Annotated in this window: 22 protein-coding genes and 1 riboswitch; of the genes, 13 read left to right on the top strand and 9 right to left on the bottom strand. The window is 56.0% G+C overall.

What is annotated here, in order from left to right:
* Positions 1 to 49: 49 nt before the first annotated feature.
* Positions 50 to 148: riboswitch (TPP riboswitch) on the bottom strand.
* Between the two features lie 158 nt (positions 149 to 306).
* From QUE41_RS09675 to QUE41_RS09625, 11 genes are all read left to right on the top strand, one after another.
* Positions 307 to 963 (top strand): pyrimidine 5'-nucleotidase, encoded by a 657-nt coding sequence (locus tag QUE41_RS09675; protein WP_286342668.1) that lies wholly within the window; start codon positions 307 to 309, stop codon positions 961 to 963.
* A 249-nt stretch (positions 964 to 1,212) separates the two neighbouring features.
* Positions 1,213 to 2,325, top strand: coding sequence for a hypothetical protein (locus QUE41_RS09670; protein ID WP_286342667.1), 1,113 nt, complete (start codon positions 1,213 to 1,215; stop codon positions 2,323 to 2,325).
* On the top strand, positions 2,315 to 3,343 hold the full coding sequence (locus QUE41_RS09665) for an aldose epimerase family protein (RefSeq protein WP_286342666.1): 1,029 nt from the start codon (positions 2,315 to 2,317) through the stop codon (positions 3,341 to 3,343). The genes QUE41_RS09670 and QUE41_RS09665 overlap by 11 nt, the downstream gene beginning before the upstream one ends.
* Positions 3,344 to 3,523: 180 nt before the next feature.
* Positions 3,524 to 4,477, top strand: coding sequence for a YbgA family protein (locus QUE41_RS09660; RefSeq protein ID WP_286342665.1), 954 nt, complete (start codon positions 3,524 to 3,526; stop codon positions 4,475 to 4,477).
* Positions 4,467 to 5,273 carry a MerR family transcriptional regulator gene (locus QUE41_RS09655; protein WP_286342664.1) on the top strand — a complete coding sequence of 269 codons (807 nt, stop codon included), beginning with the start codon at positions 4,467 to 4,469 and terminating at the stop codon, positions 5,271 to 5,273. Before QUE41_RS09660 ends, QUE41_RS09655 begins: the two co-directional genes overlap by 11 nt.
* Positions 5,266 to 6,657: a deoxyribodipyrimidine photo-lyase gene (gene phrB, locus QUE41_RS09650; RefSeq protein WP_286342663.1), complete on the top strand. Its 1,392-nt coding sequence runs from the start codon at positions 5,266 to 5,268 to the stop codon at positions 6,655 to 6,657. Before QUE41_RS09655 ends, phrB begins: the two co-directional genes overlap by 8 nt.
* On the top strand, positions 6,657 to 7,118 hold the full coding sequence (locus QUE41_RS09645) for a nuclear transport factor 2 family protein (protein WP_286342662.1): 462 nt from the start codon (positions 6,657 to 6,659) through the stop codon (positions 7,116 to 7,118). Before phrB ends, QUE41_RS09645 begins: the two co-directional genes overlap by 1 nt.
* On the top strand, positions 7,115 to 7,831 hold the full coding sequence (locus QUE41_RS09640) for an SDR family NAD(P)-dependent oxidoreductase (RefSeq protein WP_286342661.1): 717 nt from the start codon (positions 7,115 to 7,117) through the stop codon (positions 7,829 to 7,831). Before QUE41_RS09645 ends, QUE41_RS09640 begins: the two co-directional genes overlap by 4 nt.
* The gene (locus tag QUE41_RS09635; RefSeq protein ID WP_286342660.1) at positions 7,828 to 9,087 is read left to right on the top strand and encodes an NAD(P)/FAD-dependent oxidoreductase; all 1,260 of its coding nucleotides are present in this window, start codon (positions 7,828 to 7,830) and stop codon (positions 9,085 to 9,087) included. The genes QUE41_RS09640 and QUE41_RS09635 overlap by 4 nt, the downstream gene beginning before the upstream one ends.
* Positions 9,084 to 9,824: a DUF1365 domain-containing protein gene (locus tag QUE41_RS09630; RefSeq protein ID WP_286342659.1), complete on the top strand. Its 741-nt coding sequence runs from the start codon at positions 9,084 to 9,086 to the stop codon at positions 9,822 to 9,824. Before QUE41_RS09635 ends, QUE41_RS09630 begins: the two co-directional genes overlap by 4 nt.
* Entirely contained in the window at positions 9,817 to 11,037 is a 1,221-nt protein-coding gene (locus tag QUE41_RS09625) for an SAM-dependent methyltransferase (protein WP_286342658.1), read from the top strand. Before QUE41_RS09630 ends, QUE41_RS09625 begins: the two co-directional genes overlap by 8 nt.
* 77 nt (positions 11,038 to 11,114) lie before the next feature.
* Here the strand turns inward: QUE41_RS09625 and QUE41_RS09620 are convergent, their stop codons facing one another.
* A complete protein-coding gene (locus QUE41_RS09620) occupies positions 11,115 to 11,516 on the bottom strand; it encodes a winged helix-turn-helix transcriptional regulator (RefSeq protein ID WP_286342657.1) in 402 nt (133 codons plus the stop codon).
* A gap of 150 nt (positions 11,517 to 11,666) precedes the next feature.
* Between QUE41_RS09620 and QUE41_RS09615 the strand changes: the two genes are divergently transcribed.
* Positions 11,667 to 12,209: a nuclear transport factor 2 family protein gene (locus QUE41_RS09615; RefSeq protein ID WP_286342656.1), complete on the top strand. Its 543-nt coding sequence runs from the start codon at positions 11,667 to 11,669 to the stop codon at positions 12,207 to 12,209.
* Between the two features lie 160 nt (positions 12,210 to 12,369).
* On the opposite strand, the gene QUE41_RS09610 is transcribed toward QUE41_RS09615, so the two are convergent.
* The 7 genes from QUE41_RS09610 to QUE41_RS09580 form a co-directional block, all read right to left on the bottom strand.
* The gene (locus QUE41_RS09610) at positions 12,370 to 13,683 is read right to left on the bottom strand and encodes a tetratricopeptide repeat protein (RefSeq protein WP_286342655.1); all 1,314 of its coding nucleotides are present in this window, start codon (positions 13,681 to 13,683) and stop codon (positions 12,370 to 12,372) included.
* A gap of 639 nt (positions 13,684 to 14,322) precedes the next feature.
* Positions 14,323 to 14,787, bottom strand: coding sequence for a methyltransferase family protein (locus QUE41_RS09605; RefSeq protein ID WP_286342654.1), 465 nt, complete (start codon positions 14,785 to 14,787; stop codon positions 14,323 to 14,325).
* Positions 14,788 to 14,919: 132 nt separating this feature from the next.
* The gene (locus tag QUE41_RS09600; protein ID WP_286342653.1) at positions 14,920 to 15,249 is read right to left on the bottom strand and encodes a hypothetical protein; all 330 of its coding nucleotides are present in this window, start codon (positions 15,247 to 15,249) and stop codon (positions 14,920 to 14,922) included.
* Positions 15,250 to 15,416: 167 nt separating this feature from the next.
* Positions 15,417 to 16,259 carry a mechanosensitive ion channel family protein gene (locus tag QUE41_RS09595; protein ID WP_286342652.1) on the bottom strand — a complete coding sequence of 281 codons (843 nt, stop codon included), beginning with the start codon at positions 16,257 to 16,259 and terminating at the stop codon, positions 15,417 to 15,419.
* A 37-nt stretch (positions 16,260 to 16,296) separates the two neighbouring features.
* Positions 16,297 to 20,007: an SbcC/MukB-like Walker B domain-containing protein gene (locus QUE41_RS09590; protein WP_286342651.1), complete on the bottom strand. Its 3,711-nt coding sequence runs from the start codon at positions 20,005 to 20,007 to the stop codon at positions 16,297 to 16,299.
* On the bottom strand, positions 20,004 to 21,317 hold the full coding sequence (sbcD, locus tag QUE41_RS09585; protein WP_286342650.1) for an exonuclease subunit SbcD: 1,314 nt from the start codon (positions 21,315 to 21,317) through the stop codon (positions 20,004 to 20,006). Before sbcD ends, QUE41_RS09590 begins: the two co-directional genes overlap by 4 nt.
* A gap of 117 nt (positions 21,318 to 21,434) precedes the next feature.
* Entirely contained in the window at positions 21,435 to 21,983 is a 549-nt protein-coding gene (locus QUE41_RS09580; RefSeq protein ID WP_286342649.1) for an NAD(P)H nitroreductase, read from the bottom strand.
* A gap of 148 nt (positions 21,984 to 22,131) precedes the next feature.
* On the opposite strand from QUE41_RS09580, the gene QUE41_RS09575 reads away from it, so the two are divergent.
* Positions 22,132 to 22,398 (top strand): hypothetical protein, encoded by a 267-nt coding sequence (locus tag QUE41_RS09575; protein ID WP_286342648.1) that lies wholly within the window; start codon positions 22,132 to 22,134, stop codon positions 22,396 to 22,398.
* An 88-nt stretch (positions 22,399 to 22,486) separates the two neighbouring features.
* Here the strand turns inward: QUE41_RS09575 and QUE41_RS09570 are convergent, their stop codons facing one another.
* On the bottom strand, positions 22,487 to 23,014 hold the full coding sequence (locus tag QUE41_RS09570) for a type II secretion system protein (RefSeq protein WP_286342647.1): 528 nt from the start codon (positions 23,012 to 23,014) through the stop codon (positions 22,487 to 22,489).

Raw genomic sequence — 23,014 nt, 5'->3', positions numbered from 1 at the left:
GCAACCTGAGCGGGGCGATCCAGGATCACTTGTAAGGGGGATCACGCCCTTCAGGTTGTTGCTTGTTTTCCTACGCAGGTTCTAACCTGTTCAGGTTCCACGGATTCCGCAATGCGGTCTCAGCCCTAAGGCACTCCGACAAGACCGGGCCAGTATAGGTAGGAAAATTACAGGAAACAAGAGCAGCCTGACCTCAAACCAACACCGGGAGACATTTGACCGCGGGGCTGCGCGACACCCCCTATACTTGAGTGTCCGGCGGCAAAGCCTTATCCTGTGCGCCCCGCAGTACGGAGTGACATCACATTGAATCCTCTTCTAGAACGCGAAATTTTTCTGTTCGATCTGGACAACACCCTCTACCACCCAGATGCCGGCATCCTGGATCAGGTGGGCGCCCGAATGAAGCATTACGTGGCCGACAAACTGGCCCTCAGCCCAGAGCAGGCCACCGAACTCTGCTTCGGCTACTACCACAGGTATGGCGGTACCCTGCGGGGACTTCAGCAGCACCATCCGGAAGTGGATATCGATGATTTCAGTGTCTACGCCCACGATGTGGACACCAGCAGGCTGACCCGTCAGGACGAACTGGCAGAGCAACTGCTTGCTCTACCACAAAAATGTTACATTTTTACCAATGCAGCCCGCCCCTATGCTGAGCGCCTGCTCAACAAGATGGGATTGGATCACTGCTTCGACGGCATGTTCTCTGTAGAAGAGACCGACTTTAAGATGAAGCCGGACCCCTTCGCCTACGAAAGGATCTGCAATAAGTATGGATTTAGTGGCGATCAGGCGGTGATGTTCGACGATCAACCGGCAAACCTGGACACCGCAAGAAGCCTGGGGATTCGCACCGTGCTGGTCAACCGACCGGACGTCAAAGAGCACAACGCCTGCTACGCAACCTCCTCTCTGCCCCACTTCATCCGCAAACTGAATCAATACCGGCAGCAATAGTGTTTATCGGGGCCGTGGATAAACGAATGTCTTACTTGAAATATCCGCCAAAGCGAACATAACATTGTATTAACATGCTGGTTGAGCATGACTACAGAGGTGCCCAGGGGACGGCCACCTCTCAGCGGCCTGATGCCTTGGAACAACTGAATCGACATCGCGACCTGTCAACGGCAAGGTTCATGATCTCGATCTCCCGACAGTGCCCAAGGCCGGGCCAGCCCCTCTTCATGGATAAAGGATGTAATAGTGAAGGGACGCTCCATTCTTCAGCAGGCATTTCTCCGTCACTTTGGTCTTGAGCCAACCCAGTGCTTCCTCTCCCCTTTGCAATTGAATCTTATGGGCGAGATCTGTGCGCTGTCTCCGGGTATGGTGCTTTGTTGTGGCGAGGACAGGTACACCGGCATTGCCGTGGGCTCCAGAGGTGACAATCACGTCCGCATCGAGGTGTGTGACCACAGTGGTACGCCGCTCCCCTCTACCCACCCTGTCGACGTAACGAGATTGCTGAACAGCCTGGTGGCTGCGCTGCAGCAGCGGGGATATCGCCTGGGTGGGCTGCACCTTCTCTGTACCCTGCCCGACGCCGCCCGTCCGGCTCAGGCAATGGAGGCCGCCGTCATGGCCCTGGCTTATGGCCTCAACAACTACCTTGATCTTGGGTTGTCGGCCTCAGGGCTGGTCAAACTGTGCACTCAAGCCTACCCGCCAGGCTGGAGCGAAGTAGACGGAAGCGGCCAGATTGCCGCACTGGCGGCCACCAGGGCTCATCTCTCCCTGGTGGATTACAGTCGATTTGGTTGGCAGGGTGTACCTCTGCCCAAGGAACTGGCGCTGTACAGGGTGGATCTGGATACCCGCATTGAACAATTCTCCGCCCTGCGACAGAAGAAACATCAACAGGCGAGGCAGGTAGCCAATTTCTTTTCCTTATCCAGCCTTCGCGATCTCACCATGGACCAACTGAACCGCGCTCGGGGCGCATTAACCAATGAGCTGTTTGGCTGCGCCCGTCACCTGCTCAGCGAACAACAAAGGGCCCTGAACCTGGCCGACGCCCTGGTTGAGGGCCGCCTCCACGAAATCGGGCCGCTGATGCAGAGCGCCCATCTCTCCCTGAAGCGTGAGTTTGGCATTGACTCGCGGGGGGCCGATCTTATGGTTGCCAGCCTCAACAATCAGGTTAAGGAGCAGGGTGGAGCCAGGCTACTCAGTTCTGGAGAGGTTATCGCATTGATTCCAAAGGCCAGAAAAACTTCAATCGTAGAGCAAGTCACACAAGAATATGCCCAACGATTCGGGGTTTATGCTACCTTCTTCAACATCAATGCCGTATCAGGAGCACATAGTGTCCGTTAAGATCACCCCCCTCTCCTCCTGGGAACACTACCGCGTTGGCGAACTCCCCAGGTTTCAGATGGAAAACGACCATCTGAGGCTGGAAGTGCTGGCCCTTGGAGGCATAGTCAGAAAGCTGGAGCTCAAGCGCCCCGACGGTCAATGGCAAAACCTGGTCCTGGGCTGTGACAGCGCCGGCGACTACCTGTCACAGAAAGCCTGCCTGGGCTCAGTGGTCGGCCGCTGGGCCAACCGTATCGCCAATGCCCGTTGCCTGGTCGATGGCTATGAGCTGGAGCTGGACGCCAACCTCTATCCCCACCACCTCCACGGCGGACTGGCAGGATTCCACCATAAGGTGTTCCAGCTGACCCCTGTGGACGATGGCCTCAAACTCAGCCTGTGGAGTGCTCACGGTGAAGCCGGGTTCCCCGGTAACCTGCATCTGGATGTGTACTACCGGCTCAAAGGCCAAAGCTGGGTGGTGGAGATGAGCGCCGAGGTCGACAAGGCCTGCCCGGTCAATCTGACTCAGCACAGCTACTTCAACCTGGGCAGCCATCTGACCAGCTATCAGTTGCAGAGCAATGCCCCCTACATAGTGATGACCGACAAGGACGGCATTCCGGTCACGCTGGAAGAGACCGGCAAACACCCCCTGTGCCTGACCGAGGAGCGAACCATTGGCGAGATGATGGATCAGCCCCTGGAAGCCCTGCGCCAAGTCGGTGGCATCGATCATTGCTACCTGTGGCCCGACGACGACGGCGCGGTGAAGACCCGCTGCGTACTCAAGGCCAAAGACACCGGCATCCAGCTGACCATCAACAGCGACCAGCCCGGCATGCAGATCTACACAGGCAACCATCTTGGGGGCACGCCGGCCTACGACGGCAAGTGCTACAAACACCATCAGGGGATTGCCCTGGAGCCCGGCCTCTGGCCCGATGCGCCTAATCAGCCTGGTCACACCAAAGGCATTCTCCACCCGGGAGAGACCTACCACCACGTGACCGAGTTTGCCTTCGACAACATCTGAGGCCGTCTTGCAGCGCCCCGGCGATGGACGGGGCTTGGTACCAGACTACAAGGTATTACATCTTCTAAGCCCGCTACGCAGCGGGCTTTTTTTGGATCACTTTTTAATTCTTGTACATGACTTGTTTATTTGTACAACTCTGTCCTATGCTGAATTCAGGGTTGTACAAGGAGACAATGTATGTACAAGTTTGATCAGGACACCATCCAGGTGGGCATCAGTGCCTGCCTCATCGGCCAGCAAGTTCGTTTCGATGGCGGCCACAAGCAGAGTCGCTTCTGTGTAGACGATCTTGGCAAGTACGTCAGCTTCCGGCCCATCTGTCCGGAAGTGGCCATCGGCATGGGCGTGCCCCGGCCGACCATTCGTTTGGTTCAGGAGGAGATCATCCGGGTGAAGGCGTCAGACAACAGCTTCGACGTCACCGACAAACTCACCAACTTTGCCAAAGAGACCTCCCCTGGCCTGGCTGGCCTAAGCGGCTATGTGTTCTGTGCCAAATCCCCGACCTGTGGCATGGAACGGGTCAGTGTCTACCTACCGGAGAAGAACAACGCTTCGCGAGACGGCGTTGGCGTGTTCGCCGACCGGGTGATGAAGGACCACCCCAACCTGCCCGTTGAAGAGAATGGCCGACTGAACGATCCCAACCTGAGAGAGAATTTCGTCACCCGGGTGTTTGCCTATCATGACTGGCGTTCCAAATGTGCCGAGGGGTTGACTCTGGATGTGTTGTACAAATTCCACGCCAGGTACAAATACCTGCTGATGGCCCACAACCCGGAGATCTACCGCACCCTGGGCCAGGCTCTGGGCCAGATTGAAAAGGTCACCCCGGAGTTTCAGGCCCATTACGAATCTGAGCTGATGAAGGCACTCAAACGTCATGCCAGCCGGAAGAACCACACCAATGTGCTGCAGCACATCCAGGGCTACTTCAAGAAGCAACTGGGCAGCACCGAACGTCAGGCCCTGGCAGAGAGCATCGACAAGTACCGTACCGGACTGCTGCCCCTGCTTGCACCCATTACCCTGCTGCGTCACTACCTGACCATCTATCCCAATGAGTACATCGCTGGCCAGGTCTACCTGAACCCGCACCCTGAAGAGATGCAACTGCGTTATGAGCACTGATACCACACCCCGCCACCCCATAGGTGAGGTTGCCGCCATCACCGGCGTGAATCCGGTCACCCTGCGCGCCTGGCAGCGCCGGTTCGGGCTGCTGAAGCCAGGGCGCACGCCTAAGGGCCACCGCCTCTACAGCGATGTCGACATAGACAGGATCCGTCAGATCCTCTCCTGGCTGGATAAAGGGGTGGCCATAAGCCGGGTGCGGTCTTTGTTGGAAGACCCCAGTGCCGACGCCCCTGATGATCCCTGGCTGGCTCATCAGGAACAGCTGACACAGGCAGTGTTTGACCTGAACCTGGACAAGCTGATGCACGAACTGGATCAGCTGACCTCACTCTACACCTTCGAACTGACCCTTGCCCGGGCACTGCGCCCCTGGCTTGAATCTCTGCAGCATCGGGTCCAGGAACGGGTCGATGGCGCACTGATGCTGAAGTGGGCTGAGCATCAGCTGCACAGTTTCCTGCACGGCCACTGCAGCAGAGGGCAGTCCCGGCTGCCCGGCAAGAGTTCACTGTTGCTGATGCTAAGAACCTCCCCATTGGAGGCGGCCTTCACGGCAGTCTCCCTCACCCAACAAGGGGTGAAGTTCTCTCAGCTGCCTACAGACAGCCTGAGCGGATGCCAGCTGCTGTCCCCCCACACCTTGTTGTTGTGCCTGCCCGCAAAGCTCGACAGCAGTGAGCGCCAAATACTGACCCAGCTGCAGGAGCGGGGCGTTCCTCTTGTCGCCGTTGGCCCCTTCGCCGTGCTGCACAAAGACGACCCGCTGTTTATGGAGCTCACCAATGACTGACCTTATCTGGTTTCGCAAGGACCTGCGTATCGAGGATCATCCGGCCTTGTCCGCTGCCTGTGAGGGTGATTCCGCCCCCGTGGCGCTGTTTATCAGCACACCGGAGCAGTGGCGGGAGCACAATATGGCGCCCATTCAGATCGATCTGATGGAGCGAGCGGTGAACACCCTGGCAACGCAACTGGCGCAGCTTGGCATCACCTTGCACCACCTGGCCCTGGCTCGATTTGACCAGGTTCCGCTGGCACTGAAACAGTTTTGCCAGGAGCACGGCGTCACTCAAATCCACGCCAGCGCCGAGCCGGAGTTTAACGAGCAGCAGCGGGACCAGCAGGTCATCGACGCCGGGCTGACGCTGCACCTGCATCAAGGTCACTGTATTTTGCCACCTGGGTCGGTGCTAAAAGAGGATGGCACTTCATACCGGGTGTTTACCCCATTTCGCCGAGCCTGGATGTCCAGGCTGCGAGGACAGGATCGCACGCCACTGCCGCCGCCATCAGGCTGGCCGGCGGTGGCGCCCCCGACACGGATCGAGTTTGAAACAGCCAAAGAGAGCAGCGCACTCTGGCCCGTGGGCCCAGGCACCGCCCAAAGGGTACTCGACCGGTTTATCGGCCAGCGTATGGACGCTTACCACCTGGACAGAGACCGGCCTGACAAAGAAGCCACCAGCGCACTCTCACCCTACCTGGCCCTTGGGATGATCTCCCCCAACAGCTGTTTGCACGCGGTGCTCAGCCGGGCACCGCACGCCACACAGGAGCAACCGGGCGGCCCCTTCACCTGGGTCAACGAATTGGCCTGGCGCGATTTTTACCGGCACCTGTTGGTGAGCTGGCCTAAACTAAGTAAAGGCCGGAATTTCAATCGATTGGCAGACAAGGTCCAGTGGGAACAGAACTCAGCCGCCTTCGAGGCTTGGTGCCAGGGTCGAACCGGATTTCCCCTGGTGGATGCCGCCATGCGGCAGCTAATACAGACAGGATGGATGCACAACAGACTAAGGATGGTCACCGCCAGTTTTCTCACCAAAAATCTTCTCATCGACTGGCGCCATGGCGAGCGCTGGTTCAGCCAGCACCTGGTCGACGGCGACCTCGCCGCCAATAACGGTGGATGGCAATGGAGTGCCAGTACAGGGTGCGATGCCCAGCCCTACTTCCGCATCTTTAACCCGGTGAGTCAGAGCAAAAAATTCGATCCGGATGGCGCCTTTATCCGTAGTTATCTTCCTGAACTGAATGACTTATCAGACAAAGAGATCCACCTGCCTTCGGAGTCGGCCAGGCCTGAAAACTACCCGGCTCCCATAGTCGACCTGCCTGACAGCAGGCGAAGGGCACTGGAGCGCTTCGCGGTAATGAAAAGAGAGGAATTCTGATGATTGGCTCATCCCCCACCCCTGCCCAGGAGAACCTCGCCGGCGAGCTGGTCGAGCGATTTGTGGCCCTATATGAGGAACTGGATCACCGTCGGCTGTACCGGCTGGGGGAGCTGTATCACCCGCAGGCCTGTTTCATCGACCCTCTGCACAGGGTCGAGGGCCTGGATAATCTTACCCTCTACTTCGAGGGCCTCTATCGCAACCTGAAGCAGTGCAGGATCACTGTTCACGATCAGATCCTCACGGAAAATCAGGCCGCCCTCTATTGGACCATGGAGATTGAGCATTCCAGACTCAATGGCGGCCGTTGCGTGCGGCTCGATGGCCACAGCCATCTGAAATTTGGCAGCTTGATCCACTACCACAGAGACTACTTCGACGCCGGGCAGATGCTGTATGAACAGCTGCCCCTGCTCGGTACCCTGGTGAAAGCGGTGAAGAAAAAGGCGGCGCCATGAAGATACTTATCACTGGCGCCACCTCAGGCATAGGCAAACAGCTGGCCCTGGATTACATCGCCGAAGGCCACAGCGTCATAGGGTGCGGTCGCAACCAGGAAGCCCTGGAAGAGCTGGCGGCACTGGGCGTGCAGTCTCTGGGCTTTGACGCAGGCGACCGGGATCAGGTACTTGCTTCCCTCGGCAGCCTGGACGATCTCGATCTGGTGATTCTCAATGCTGGCACCTGCGAGTACGTCAACCAGCCTCGTCAGTTCGACGGACAGCTTCTGGAGCGGGTGATGCAAACCAACGTCATCGGCGTGGGCTATTGCCTCGAGGCCTTGTTGCCGAGAATGGACACCGGCAGCCGAGTGGCTCTGATGGGCAGCATTGCCAATGAGCTCCCCCTGCCCCGCGCCGAAGCCTACGGCGCCTCTAAAGCCGCCATCGAATACCTGGCCAAAACTCTGGCGATAGATCTGCGTCCTCACGGCATTGGCGTCAGCCTGATCCGCCCCGGCTTTGTCCGTACACCGCTCACCGATAAAAACGATTTTGCCATGCCCATGCGCGTAGAGGTGTCCGAAGCCAGTCGGATCATCCGACAAGAGCTGGCCAGAGGGGTCGAGGAGATTCACTTTCCCAAGGGATTCACCCGACTGCTCAAACTTCTGGGAGGTCTGCCGGACAAAGCCTGGCAGCAGATTGCACTCAAGGGACTGAAACGATGAACAAACGCATTGCCATCATTGGCAGCGGGATCTCAGGGCTGACCTGTGCCCACCTGCTGTCCAGAAACAACGACATAACCCTGTTTGAAGCGGGGGATACCCTGGGAGGACACACCGCCACCATCGATGTGGAGATGGCGGGACGCACCTGGGCCATAGACACAGGCTTCATCGTGTTTAATGACCGCACCTACCCCAACTTCAAGCGATTGATGGCCCAGCTCAGGGTGCGCAGTCATCCCACCGAGATGAGCTTCAGCGTCCACAACCCGGCATCCGGCCTGGAGTATAACGGCCACAATCTGGATACCCTGTTTGCCCAGAGAAAGAACCTACTGAGTATTCAGTTCCTGAGCTTTCTCAACGAGGTGCTCAAATTTAACAGGCTGTGCAAACAGCATCTGAACAAGGGATTGATTGGCGCCGACCATACCCTGGGCGACTTCCTGCGCAGACACCATTTCAGTGATTACTTCGCTCGCCACTACATCCTGCCCATGGGCACCGCCATCTGGTCATCCAGCATTCAGGGGATGCAGGCGTTTCCCCTGCTGTTCTTCGTGCGCTTTTTCAATCATCACGGCCTGCTCAACATCAGCAATCGTCCCCAGTGGTACGTGATCACAGGGGGCTCCCGCGAATACATCGCCCCCATGATCCGTGGCATTGAGGATCGCATTCGCCTGAGCACCCCAGTCAAAGCCGTTCGCCGGCTGGGCGACAAGGTACACCTGGAGTTGGCTGACGGCACCAAGGAGAGTTTCGATGAGGTGGTGCTGGCCTGCCACAGCGACCAGGCCCTGGCACTGCTTGCCGATGCCACCGACCAGGAAAAACAGGTCCTGGGTGCCATCCCCTACAAGAACAACCAGGTGATCCTGCACAACGACACCAGCCTGTTGCCGGACAATCGCCGCGCCTGGGCATCCTGGAACTATCGGTTGGACAGAGACCCTACCCTGCCCGCCCGGGTCACCTACAACATGAACATACTGCAGGGCCTGCCCGACGATGCCCCAACCTTCTGCGTCACCCTGAACCAGGGAGACGACATCGACCCGAAAAAAGTCATCCGCACCTTCAACTACGCCCATCCGGTGTTCAACAAGGAGAGCCTGGCGGCCTGCCAGCAGCGCGACAGCATCTGCGGCCATAACCACACCCATTTTGCCGGAGCCTACTGGCATAACGGCTTCCACGAGGATGGTGTACGCAGTGCCCTGGAGGTGTGCAGCCGTTTTGGAGCCACCTTATGATTGGCGGTTGCGGCTACTACCTGGGGTCAGTGCGCCATCGGCGCTTCACCCCCAAGGAGCACAGGTTCTCCTACAGAATGTACAGCCTGGCGTTGGATCTGGACCATCTTGATGAGTTGAACCGAGGCCGGTGGCTGGGGCACAACCGCAGCGCCCTGCTGAGTGTTCGGGACAGTGACTACTTGGAAGGCAGGGGCTTCAACCGGGAAACCGTGTGGCAGAAGGTCAGCAGCCTCGGCGGCGACGGTGACCAGGGGCCGGTGCTGTTCGTCGGTCAGGGCCGCTGCCTGGGCCTCTACTTCAGCCCGGCCAATTTCTACTACTGTTTCCGCCCGGATCGCAGCCTGGCCTATCTTCTGGCCGAGGTGAGTAACACCCCCTGGAACCAGCGTCATTACTACCTGGTGCCCGCCGATGGTGCCAAGGTGACCGACAAGGCGTTCCATGTCTCCCCCTTTATGCCCATGGAAATGCGCTACCACTGGAAGCTGGATACCCCCGACCATCACTTAAAACTGCACATGGAGAACCACAGCGACCACAAGGCATTTGACGTCACCCTGGCCATGGCTCACAAGCCCATCAATGACGCCACTGCGCGACGGCTGGTGCTGTCCATGCCGCTGATGACGTTAAAGATACTGCTGTCTATCTATTGGCAAGCACTGAAACTGGTACTCAAACGTATTCCCTTTATCCCCCACCCGGGGCAAGACACGGAGAAGCACCATGGATAACACTCTGACACGCCCTGCCCCGGCCTGGCTGGATACCCTGGCTAAACGAACCCTGTTTTCCCTGCTGCCCAACCTCAAGGGCGGTACCCTGGTCATTCAGGATGAGGAACAACACAGGTTTGGGGAGGCCGGTGCACTCTCGGCAGAAATTCGCATTCATCACCCCAGAGCCTACCGCCGCATCCTGATGGGGGGCTCCATCGGCGCCGGAGAGGCCTTCATCCAGGGGGACTGGAGCACGCCGAACCTGGTGCCCCTGGTGCAGTTGATGTCGAAAAACCTGACGGTACTGCAACAGCTGGAGAAGAAGCTGGCCTGGGTGGGGCGCATTACCGACCTGTGGCGACACCGACGCAACCGCAACAGCAAAGGCGGTTCCAAACGGAACATCGTCGCCCACTACGACCTTGGCAATGACCTCTACGAACTGTTTCTGGACAAACAGCTGGTCTACTCCAGCGCCATCTTCCCTGCGGCCGATGCCACCTTGGAAGAAGCACAGAACCATAAGCTGGACCTTATCTGTCAGCGGCTGGAGCTGAAACAGGGAGAAACACTGCTTGAGATCGGTACAGGCTGGGGGGCGCTGGCCATCCACGCCGCCAAGCATTATGGGGTTCGGGTGACCACCACCACCATTTCGGAGGAGCAGCATGCCTACGCCGCGCAAAGGATAACCAATGAGGGGTTGTCTGACCGGATCACCCTGCTGAAACTGGATTATCGGGATCTGTCTGGCAGCTACGACAAACTGGTCTCCATCGAGATGATCGAGGCGGTGGGCCATGAATACATGCGCACCTTCTTCCAGACCTGTCGCGACCGCCTAAAGCCTGACGGGCGTATGCTGATCCAGGGGATCACCATCGCAGACCAAAGGTACGATGCCTATCGCCGCGGTGTGGATTTCATCCAAAAGTACATCTTCCCCGGCGGTTGCCTGCCCTCGGTGGAGCGCCTGGCTCACCATGTGGCCCGAGACACCGACATGGTGATCACCGCGCTGCACGACATCGGCATCGACTATGGACGCACCCTCGCCCACTGGACCCAACGCTTCAATCAGGCCCTGCCTCAGGTTCGCCAGCAGGGTTATGGCGAAGACTTTATCCGCATGTGGCAGTTCTACCTGGGATACTGCGAAGGCGCCTTCTACGAGCGGGTGATCAGCACGGTACACATGGTGGCCGACAAGCCAGGCTATCGAGCCTAATCGCGCCTAGAGCAAGCGGGGGTCAACAGCACAAAAAGCGCCGCAACAGCGGCGCTTTTCTATGATTACGTGGCAGCCTATCGCTCGTCATAGGCCTTACGCGCACGCCGGATGTCATCATGATTCGTTTCTGCCCACTGCACCAACTGATACAGGGGCTTAACCAACCCCTGCCCCATGGCCGTGAGCTCGTACTCCACCCTGACTGGCACTTCAGGGTAGACGGTTCTCTCAACATACCCCTCCCGCTCCAAATCACGCAGAGTTTGGGTCAGCATTCTCTGTGATATGCCTACCACCCGGGATTTCAGCGAGTTAAATCTGTCTGGGCCGTCCACCAAGGCAAACAGAATCAGTGGCGACCACTTGTCACCAATCTGCGCCACCACATTGCGGATGGGGCACGCCTCGGTGTTGTGAAATACCCGCCTCTCAGCCTTGCCTTTGGCCTTTACATCGCCTCTGTTCGTATCCGCCACGTCCTATTCCTCGCGCCTATCACCACCGGTGAGTTACCTAAATGTGCCTTGCGAACGCAAAAGTGCCTTCTTGTTATGCAGGTTACTATTAAATACTATGAGGCACAAATGGTACTTGCATACAGAATATAACACCGAGAGGAAGACACCATGTGGAAAACCATCGCATCTGCACTGCTGATACTGACCAGCTCAATCTCATTCGCACAAACTGCCGACAAGGTAGTGATTGACCTGGAAACCCTGCAAAAGCCCCATTGGACTGAGCAGGAGCTGTCCAATGCCACAGTGATTACGGACTTTGTTCAGAACCTGATGAACGACCACAACTTTGACTACGTACTGAAACACTACAACGACAGTGCGTACGTCCAGCACAACCGCAACCTGCCTGACAAAGTTACCGGGCTGGTGGGCTTCCTCAAAGAGTTTGTCGAGGACTATCCGGACTACTCCTACGACGTGAAGCACATCTACGTTGATGGCAACTACGTCATCTTCCACTCCCACGCCACCCTGGACAGGGAAGACAGAGGCAACGATGAAAAGGGCATGAACATCATCGACACCTGGCGCCTTGAGGATGGGCGAATCGTAGAGCATTGGGACTCCATTCAAGCCCTGGACACCTTCATGAGGTTCTACTCTCTCGTCAGCGGCGGCGACATCCAGAATGGCAACGGCGTTTTCTAAGTCATAAAGATAAGCTCAGGGCAGTCTGAGTCGACCAGTCAGTCGCGGCCAATCAAAAATGCCAAGAGGGATGGGCAGGTAAAACAGAAAGCGCCGCAATCGCGGCGCTATAGCTATGACGAAAAGATGAAATCGAAGCTATTGCAACCTTAGAGTAAGATCAAAAACTCACTTCCTTCAATTCACTCCAAACAGAGACTGCCTCATCCGGTTTGCAAACGGGTTGCTCTTTTGCAGGAACTATCTCAACTTCGTCAGACTCCTTGTTATAAAACAAGCACATCAAACTGTCGCCCACGCTATATGGCTGAAATTTTATATAAGAAACAAGGTCTCCGTTTGAGGTCACGTCGATGTTTTGTTCTTTATATGGGTCAATAAAAGTCACTTCGTATGCAGGCACATCAGATGAGAGCAACAACTCATAATCATTGTTAAAGCCTACTAGTGTCTTAGCCGACCCTGTGACAGAGAGCAGAGACTTAGTCGCTATTATCAACTTCAAAGAACGTGAAAAATGCTCTTGTTCAAGTTTTTTCACCAAAGGGGTAATTTTTCCTTCATCCTCTTCGTAAATCGCTCCTTCAATATGAACCTTGAGCTGATTATCAAAATAATCTTCACCTCCAGAATTAAATCGGTTGAGTCGATACCAAGCAGCCGCCCCAAGAATATCCTCTCCTTGGTCAGAAAATACTGCATGAATTCTTGACATAATCATCAGTCCATCAAGATTCCCCTGCTGAGCAGTCTTAATGGCGTACTCTTTAGCCAGATCGCGGTTTCGGCTTTTACCAAAAGCTAACTCATTGGCGTATGCGCCTTCAGCCCAAATGTAGCCACTTTCTGCAGCGGACTTGATCGCCATTTGAGCATCAACAACTGATGTGTCAATGTAGTAATAACTGACAGAGCTTTCTATTCTTCCACTATCGAACGCCTGCTTAAAATAACTGGCAGCTTTGTTCTCATCAACCTCGACACCCAATCCCTCCTTGTAAGCTCTACCAAGGCCATCCAAGCCGATGCCATCCTTGTTCCTTGCTAATTCTCGGCAAGCATCCAACTGGCCTTCATTAAAGACCAAGTTTCCCAAAGATTGACAATCATATTGGAGCTTTTCTGTTTTTACCTTTTCACTTCGAGGACGGGAATCAGAAACCCATGAAAACACCCTTTTGCGATCACCTGATAAGCCCTGATGGAGATAGTAGACCTTTCCTGCCTCTACCTTAAACTCCCCCTTGAATGTTCCGTATGAAACCGAATTTGATGCAGCAAACCTGTATGCTCCAGGAGTCAGTTGGTGCTGAGGTGCCTTTCCATCCTCAAGCTGCAAATGGTGCCATAGACCATCCTCACCTTTATGGCTCAATGATAGAATTTCACTACCTTTTGGAATACTGAGAGTACCGTTATCAGGTATATAGGTTCCCGATACAATAAACGCCAACAATGAAGCATGAAATAACATTATGATTCCCTTAAAACGTCAATTTTTTGTAGTCTTAATCTGTCTCCCAGACCAGTCATTATGAACTTTGACAGAATAACTAGACAAGAGTATATGTCCGGATTAGTGAAACTGTTATTAGTAAACACCTTGGCACTAAAATTTTCACTATGACTTAACGTGTGAATATTACGATATTTAAATTTTAAACTATGCCTCTCTGCACACCATAAGCGAATGACCTTCGTCAAGGTTTATCATTTTCTTAATGCTGTTCAACCGCGAGCATTCCTCAAATACTAAATGAGTTTCCTGTCAGTTTTGCAGAGATGCAGAAACACTGTTCGGTAAGTATTAAATCCTGAAAGGTGGTCTAATGACTGGACGTGCTTCAACAACACAACTCCAGAGATCTCTTGTAGATGTCAGCAGTTCAAGTTAGTAACTGCAAACACATATCCACCTGATATTTAAGACATTTATTCAAGCTCGCCCAGTCCAACACCCAAGCTCCGCCATTTGCTGAACAAAAAGCTCATCATCCAGTTATATCCGACTGATTTAATTGACCATTAAGTTACACACTCTTGCGGTTGCTTTACATGAGCATGGTCACAATTGAGAAGTCGTGTTCCAATGGTGGCCTCTACCCAAGCCCGTTTAAAGCCAGCGCCTTACGTTGCGGCGGTAGATCTCAAACTGGGGTCCGAACAGCCCCTCCATCACCCGCTCTTCCGGGCGAATCTGGAATCGGTTCATGTAAAGCACAAAAGGGATGAGCAGCAGCATCGCTATCAGGTGGGACAGGTAACAGGACCAGGCGGTCAGCCAGAGAAACAGACCCAGGTACATGGGATTACGACTGATCTGGTAGATGCCTGTGGTCACCAGGGTGGAGGCATTTTCAGGACGGGTAGGATCGACAGTGGTCTTATGGCGCTTAAAGGCGCACACGCCGCTTAAACCGACAACGGCACCAAGCAGCAAAAACAACGCTGTCAGTTCCAACCGAATACTCTGTGGTAAGAACTGCTCTCCCATATGGATTTTGGCTACCAACCACATCAGCAGGCCAATCACAAAGGCCACGGCAACTGGCGGCAGCTTCAATTCCAACTTGTCCATTCACACTCCCTGTGTGTACTCCGCAAGGCCAATACCCATAGAGTATGGCCCCTTGATCATGTTTGCGGCACAGAGTAACGGAAACCTGAACAGAAGTCGCGAAGATTCCTCATTTTTTATGTGGGAATGGAATCAGAAGGGTTCGACGCTGAGTTCGACGGACAATCCCGCCACGACCACAGAGGTGGGGTTATCAGGGCCAACCGTCACATTGGTGGAAAACCGGCTGCGGTTGTAATGGGTGTCGGCGGTGATTCTTACGTGTCCAGAGTCCCCGACAGGGTCTGCCAACAGTGCCAGGCTGTATCCGCCACCCAGCGTCAGTATTTCCGGCTCACCGGGCTTAAGAGACAGGGAGTACTTTCCATAGTCGGAGGTAACCAGTACCCGCGCACAATCAGAGTTGTCATTGGCAATGGCCAACCATGGAAGCGTCAACAAGAAGATCAGTATTCTGCTCATCACTACCCCTTTCGATGTATAAACCCTGGGACCACCTTAACTGAACTGAATTCATATGCAAATCATTTAGACTTCTATCAAAGTCGTATTGCAAAAGTTTTTCAGCTGGTAAAAGAAAAGGGAGGTAACACCTCCCTTGCGATTCTCTTGCCCTTACCCCAGCGGCGCTATTTGTCCTTGTTGAGCAAGGTGACATGGCGCTGAGGGAAGGGAATCTCAATGTCATTGGCTTTAAGCGCCTTGAACAACGACAGGTTGGTTTCGAATTTGGCCTGATAGAACTGTTCGCTGGGCACCCAGTACCGTACGCCGATGGTAATGGCGCTGTCACCAAAGCCTTCGATGCCCACTTGGGGTGTCTGAGACTGATCCACGTGAGGACTAGCCGCCAGTACCTCCAGCAGGGCGCCGATTGCCTGCTCGGGATCCGCACCGTAGGCGATGCCAATTTCCGTTTCCACCAGCAAGGTTTCGAAGGAGTTATGCAGTACTTCGCCAACAATGTGCTTGTTAGGCACAGAGATCTCCTGCCCCTCTTCGTTGGTGAGTATGGTCATCCCAAGCTGGATCTCTTTCACCACACCAAACACCCCCTGGACGGTAATGGTGTTGCCCACCACGAAGGGCCGGGTGACGATGATGGTCACCCCGGCAGCGTAGTTGGAGAGCATCCCTTGCAGGGCCAGTCCAGCACCCAGGCCGGCGGCACCAATGGTGGCCACTATTGGAGTAACGCTGATCCCCAGCTTACCCAGGGCAATGATCCCCACCAGTATGATCACCAGAATCTTGACGATATTGGCGACAAAGGTAGACAGGGTGATGTCTATCTCGTGACGGGTCATCAGCGCCAACAGCGCTTTGGAGATCCTGCCGCCCAGCCAGATGCCGATAAAGAAGATCACCAGGGCACCAAGGATCTGGAAACTGTAGGTCACCACAAACTCGGTGATCAGCTGGTACACCATCTCCATCTGAGCCAATTCCTGACTGAGAATGTTCTCATCCATATCGCCTAACCTTCTCAATTATCATTCTAAATTCAGCTTAGTCCTGAAGCTCTGTGGCGTCTTCCCGAGTCACCCGGAAACGAGAGGCCAGTCGGCTGTAGCCCAGGCCATTGACCTTGTTGACCTTGAGCTGCACCGGAATACGCTCTTTCATCGCCTCTACGTGACTGATGACACCAATCATCTTGCCACTGGCGTTGAGGGTATCCAGGGCATCCAGTGCGGTATCCAAAGTTTCCCCATCCAGGGTACCGAAGCCCTCATCCAGGAACAGGGAATCAATGTTGGTCTTATGGCTGACCAGATCCGACAGTGCCAGAGCCAGAGCCAAGCTGACCAGGAAGCTTTCGCCACCGGAGAGAGTGCGGGTATCGCGAACAGCGTCCCCCTGCCAGGTATCGAGGATCTGCAGTGCCAGTTCATCACCTGCCTTGCGTTGCAGCTGATAGCGGCCATGGAGTTTGTCCAACTGGCCATTCGCCAGATGCACCAGATGATCCAGGGTCAGGCCTTGGGCGAACTTGCGGAATTTATCCCCCTCTCTGGAGCCGATAAGGCCACTCAAATAGGCCCAGTCATCATACTGAACACGAGCCGTGTTGATCTCCTCCAGCAGTCCCTGAAGTCCAGCCCGTCGCTCGTTGTCACTGTCGAGCTGGCTCTTGATGGCCGCCATGGCAGCGATGAGCTCGCGAATGGACTCGTTGGTGGCGTCCACTTGCTCGGTCAGGCTCTCCAGGGTGGCGTCTTCTGCCAATGCCTGCGGCCTGTCGTGTCGATGATGCTCCAGAGTGACCACCGCCTGAGCAACCAGAGCCTGTGCACCTGCCTGTTGACGCTCCAGCTCAGCCTTGAGCTCAGTGAGCTCCTGCTTCTCCTCATCACTGAGCAGTGCCTCTTCAAGCTGAGTCTGACTAGCAAACACCGAGTGGGCCATCTCGTTCTGAAGCTGCTTGCTGCAGTGGGTCCAGCGCTCGGTCAGCTCCCGTTTACTCTCCTCAAGCTGGGCCAGTTGCCCCTGAAGTGCCGCGCTCTCTTTCTCCGCCTCCCCTTGAAGGGTTCGGGCAGATTCCATCATCTGAGTCGCTTGAGCCAATGCCTGCTCAAGCCTCTGACGCTCATCGTTGACGACACGAGTGCCAAACAGCTCCTGACGTCGTGAACTAAGCTGGGCGCATTGCTCCTTGAGTTCGGTCCAGGCGCTGTGAGCACCCTGGTGCTCAAGCCCGGTCTGATGCTCTCGCTCAATGGCGCTCTGATGCTGCTCCTTGAGCTGAACCTCTACCTGACTGTGCTGAGCCAGGGTCTGCTGGGCTTGTTCCCACTGCTGAGCCTGTGTTTTGAGCCCGTCAAGCCAGTTGTCCACCTCCCCCGATTCGGGAAGAGTCAGAGACAGGGCATCCAGTTCTGGGCTTATCGCCTGAATCAGGGCATCACGATTCTGACTGAGCTCCTGGTTGCGCGCCTGAGCATTCGCAAGCCCCTGCTGAACCGCCTCCTCCTCGGCGCTCATCTTGCTACTCTTAAGCTGCAGCTGATGATGGTGCTCCTTAACCTTGGCCAGTTGTTCACTGGCCTGCTGACGCGCGCCACTGGCCTGTTCCAGTTGCCCAACCTTGGCTTCCAGATCGGCCCGGCGACTGCGGCAACTCTCCAGATAGTTCTCCAGCCTCTGAGCATCAGAGATGTCAGGCGCCGTGGTGATCTTCAGCGCCACGCATTGCTCACCCCACAAACGGGTGAGTTCGCGGCATTTCTCTTCCAGTTGCTTGAGTTCGCCCGCTTTAACCTCTAATTGCTCTTTGGCCAGCTTTTGTTGTTCGCCCAGGCGGGTGCCCTGCTCTTTCAGGGACTCCACCTTATCCTTCAGTGCCGTCAGGCGCTGTTCGGTCTCACTCAGAACGATGCCCTGATAGGTGGTCACCGCCGGATGCTCGGTGGAGCCGCACAAGGGACACGCCTCGCCGGCCACCAATTTGGCGCGCTCCGCTTCCAGAGAGTGAATCTTGCGCTCCTGTTCCAGCAGCTTTTCCACGTCTCTGAGCTGAAGATGTTCGGTTTTATACTGCTGACGCTTGTCGGTCAGCTCCTTACCGATGCGCTCAAGCTCTTGTGACAGCTTATCGGACAGGCGCTGACGCTCATCGAGCTGTTGCTGAAGTTCGGCGTAACGCTCACTCAAGGATTTGAGCTTACTGCGCCCCTCCTGGCCGGCATCCAGGCTGGCCAGCTTGGCCTTTAGTGCCTCCGCCGGTTGTTGCGCCAGAGCGCTCAATGCAGACTCGGCTTGGGATAAGGCCTGACTGGCCGACGCCAGCTCCGCTTCGGCCTGTTTGAGCTCTTTAACCAGTGGTTCGCGAGTCTGAGACAGTTGGCTCAGCCTCTCCTGCCCTTGGGCCAACTCCGGCGCCAGGCGAGCCATACCCTGTTCCAGACCCGCCAGCTGCTCAAGACGGCTCTGCCAGCCCGAAAGCTTCTGACTAAGCTGACCATGGCTGGCGTTGTTCTCAATATAGGCCTGCGCCTCTGCCAACTTTGCCTGGGCGTCGGTCAGCGCCGCCTTGCGCTGCTCAAGTTGCGCCTTGGCCTCATCCCAGGTCTGGGCGCGGCTACGCATCGCCTCTTCTGCTGAAGTCAGCCCTTTCGCCAGCTGTTCCAACTGGGTATCCAGGGGGATCACCTGGGTAAACAGGGCCTCCCCTTCAGTTTTGGCCTGCTGAGCTTTCTCAATGTCGGCACTGGCCTGGGCATATTGCAGCTGTGCCTGCTGATGACGCTCGGCGCACTGCGACTGAGTCTCAGCCAGCTCAGCCAACTGATTGCGACACCGCGCCAGTTGCTTCTCGGCATCCTGCACTTCTGTCAGCCGCGGGCGCAAACGTTCCGCCGGTTCACTGCGAGTCAGCCTCACCAGCTTCTGTTGCTGCCGCTCAGACTCCTCGGCTACCTGGGCCTGCTTCTGCTTGGCATCATCGACCCCTTTGGCCAATTCCGCCTCTTTCTGCAACCAGCCCTGCAGGGACTTAAGGTCGCTGAGGCGAGACTGCAATGACTGCTCCTGAATGCGGTCGGCACCACGCTTCCCCTGAAGGCTCTCCCTTTGCTCATCGGAAAGCAGATCCACACCTTCGGCACGAGCCGTCAAGGTCTCTAGGTGGCTCTTGGCCTGCTTGTGATTATCAAACACCTGACGAGATATACGGCCGTAGATCTCGGTACCGGTCAACTCCTCCAGCAGTTCGGCCCGTTCGTTGGCACTGGCGTTTAGAAAGGCGGCAAACTGGCCCTGGGAGAGCAGCATGGACTTGGTGAAACGACCAAAGTCCAGCCCTGTCAGCGACGCCACCAGCTCCAGCTTCTCTTTGATCTTCTCAGCCAGGATGACGCCATCGTCGATGCGAACCAGCTCCACTACCGGGGGTTGCAGCTTGCCATCCGCAGCCAGCCGCGCTCGGCGTTGGCTCCAGAAAGCACGATACCCCTGCCCCTTCACTTCGAACTCCACCTCAGCCAGGGCTTCGCCTGTGCCTCGGGTCATCAGCTCATTCTGGGTCGGGGACACCGACAATCTCGGGGTCTGGTGATAGAGCGCCAGACAGATGGCGTCCAGCAGGGTGGTCTTGCCCGCTCCGGTGGGGCCGGTGATGGCAAACAGGCCATTTCCGGCAAAGGGCTCGGCGCTGAAATCCACCTTCCACTCTCCCTTCAGGGAGTTCAGGTTCTTAAATCTGAGAGACAAAATCTTCATGATTGCGCCTCCTCAGGCTGATTGGGCAACTCGACTTCATCAGCGGGATGATCAGGCTGGGTTTCGGTCCGAGGTGCCTCCTCCTGATCCTGCTCCGGGTCTTCAAGCTGAGCCAACACCAGGTCAAACATGCCCTGCAACCGGCTCTGTCGCTCGGTGCCCTGCTCCCCTTCAAAAACCTCCTCCTGCAGGCGCCGGGCAAACACCTCCTGCACGCTGAGCTCTGCCAGGGTTTCATTTTGCTGCTGCTCCAGAGCCTGGGCGCGCAGTTTCCTGGCCCGGCGCAAAAGCAGCACCTCCACCGGCAGCGCCTCTGCCAACGCTTCGATGCGCTGCTGCAGATCATTGAGGTACTCTTCACTCTCCACTTCGATGTCCAGCCAGACCGGACGCTCAGCAGAGGCATCGGCAAAGCCCTTTAACTGCTGCTCAATCTCAGACAGATTGCCCTTGATCATCGCCATGGGTTGGAATCTGGGAACCGGCAGCGCGGTAATGCTGGTCAACAGCTGGCCATCAAACTCCACCATCAGTACCGACTTGTCGCTGCCCAGCTCATCGAAACTCAGGGGGATGGGAGAGCCGCAATAGCGAATGTGCTCCTGGCCCCCCACCCGCTGTGGGCGATGGATATGGCCAAGGGCGATGTATTCAGCTGGTGGGAAGTGATCCGACGGGAAGGCATCCAGGGTACCCACATAAAGGTCGCGCACCGACTCCGAGGTGGTGGCGCCCAGAGTGGTCAAATGCCCGGTGGCGATGATGGGGATGTTCAGTTCCCTTTCGGCGCGCAATATGGCAGCACGCTCGTACAGCGCCCGGTAATGATCGGCAATGGCCTGTTGCAGGCTCTGACGCTTGTCTGCGGCACTCTCACCGGCCTGGCTGCGAAGCAGATCCCGGGGGCGAAGGTAAGGTACGGCGCACAGCAGTGCCTGCAGTTCACCCTGAGCATTGGTCAACTCGAGCAACTGTTCGCCCTCGTCCCCGCCGGCGATCACCGTGGTATTGAGGTATTCCATCAACTGGCGACTCTCGTTGAGAGTAGACACCGAATCATGGTTCCCTGCCAACACCACCAGCTGGCAGCCCAGTTTCTGGAAAGAGACCACCAGACTGTTGAGCAGCGCCCTGGCGTAACTGGGTGGGGTTCCGGTATCGAACACATCACCGGCGACGATCACCGCGTCAATCTTGTGGGTGTCGACCTGGGCCAGAAGCCAGGCAAAGAATTCGGCGTGCTCCCGGGCTCGGCTCTTGTTGTAGAAGTGCTGGCCAAGGTGCCAATCAGAGGTGTGAAGAATGCGCATCGGCTAAACAGAAAAGGCTTCTTTGAAAACAGGAGGATAACCCGTATCCGCGCGAGTTTACAGTTTGCAGTAGCCAAAAACAGGGGGATCTTCTCCCCCTTCGCTGCCTTAACCAGGCTACAGGAAAGCAACGTAGTCGTCAGGGTTAGGCGATTTCTTGTTGGGAGCCTTAGAGAGCGGCGTACCCAGATAAAGAAAACCGACAATCTGGTCCTCACCCCGAGCGCCCAGAGACTCCCGCACTATGGGGTCAAAGGCATAACTGCCGGTGCGCCAGATGCCGCCGAGCCCTTGTGCCTGAGCCGCCATCTGCATCGCCATTGCAGCACATCCGGCGCTCAGGTGCTGTTCGATGGCCGGCACCTTAGGGTGCTCCTGCACCTTGGCGATGACCGTAATGACCATGGGTGCCCGGGTCGGCAGCAGCCTGGCTCGGGCCAGTGCCTCGCCGCTCTCCCCCTTGGCCTTGGCTGCTTCGAAGAAGATCTCGCCGAGCTTCAGCAGCCCCTCTCCCTGAGCGATAACAAATTTCCAGGGGGTGAGCGCCGCATGATCCGGCGCCTTGACCGCCGCCGCCAATATGGTCTCCAGCTGCTGCGGGGCCGGACCCGGTTCGGTGAGCCTGGGGGAGGAGTGTCGTTGAGTAAGAAGGGTCAGCGCATCCATTGCCGCTCCTGTAAATCAATATCATTTGCAACCCAGTCTATCAAAGCCGCAGTGTATCTTCTTCGATTAACTGGATTCACAGAGTCGATTGGCGTTATCGAGAAACTGCACCATAGTTAATGAGATACATAGCCAAAGGGAGCAAGCAATGAAATATGGATCGCTTTTGCTGACCGCAGCACTGACTTTCTCCGCCGCCCTACCCTCAGTTGCTCTGGCCGCCGCGCCCGGCAGCACCCACCCTGAAGAGCAGCAGCTCAATAAGACCGTATCGGAAAAAGAGTACAGCAAAGAGATGTACGCCAAAGAGCTGGCCGCTTGTAAGGAAGAACTGGCGTATGAACGTCATACCAAAAAGAAACTGAAGCAGATGGAGCGCGAATTACGCCAAAAAGAGGCGGACTTCGAGCGCTGACTCTCCCTGTTCAGCGAGCTGTAACTCACCGGATTGAGCCCCGTTCTACGGGGCTCTTTAGTATTATCTAAGCACTAAGCCAATACAATCAGTCACAGTCAGCGGTTTCCAGCCCTACCACTGGCCTGGCGCCATTTAGATAATTGATATAGTAAACACCGCACTCGTCGTTATAGCTGTAACCCTCCGGAAATACCTTGCCGATGACAACCGGCGAAGTGGTGGTGATTCCACTGGACAGATAGGTCTGATTCCCCTTACCACACCAGTCGCCCGTACACACAGTGTCATTGGTTGCCGACCAGTCGACCGTATCCAGCCCGGCAATGTATCTCATGCTGTTTTGCCAATAGCCTGTGGGATAGCCACTGTGGAGAGTGATGGTGGTGCCATCCTGGGTCACGCTCCCACTCCCGGAGGTCTGACCGTCTATTTGGGCTCTTAGGTGAATAAGCGATGTGCCGCTCTCCAGCGTGGCTTTCATCCCCTCCAATCCGGCAATTCTCGCCTCAGAGGATAAGTCTACAAACTTCGAAGTCGCCGTTACTGCCATCACCGCCAAAATGGCGATGACAACCGTCAGTTCAATTAGAGTAAAACCTCGAGTTCTTCGCAC

Source organism: Ferrimonas sp. YFM, assembly GCF_030296015.1.
Classification (GTDB): domain Bacteria; phylum Pseudomonadota; class Gammaproteobacteria; order Enterobacterales; family Shewanellaceae; genus Ferrimonas.
Note: the sequence above shows the minus strand (reverse complement) of the source record. Positions and strands in the feature narration are given on the sequence as shown.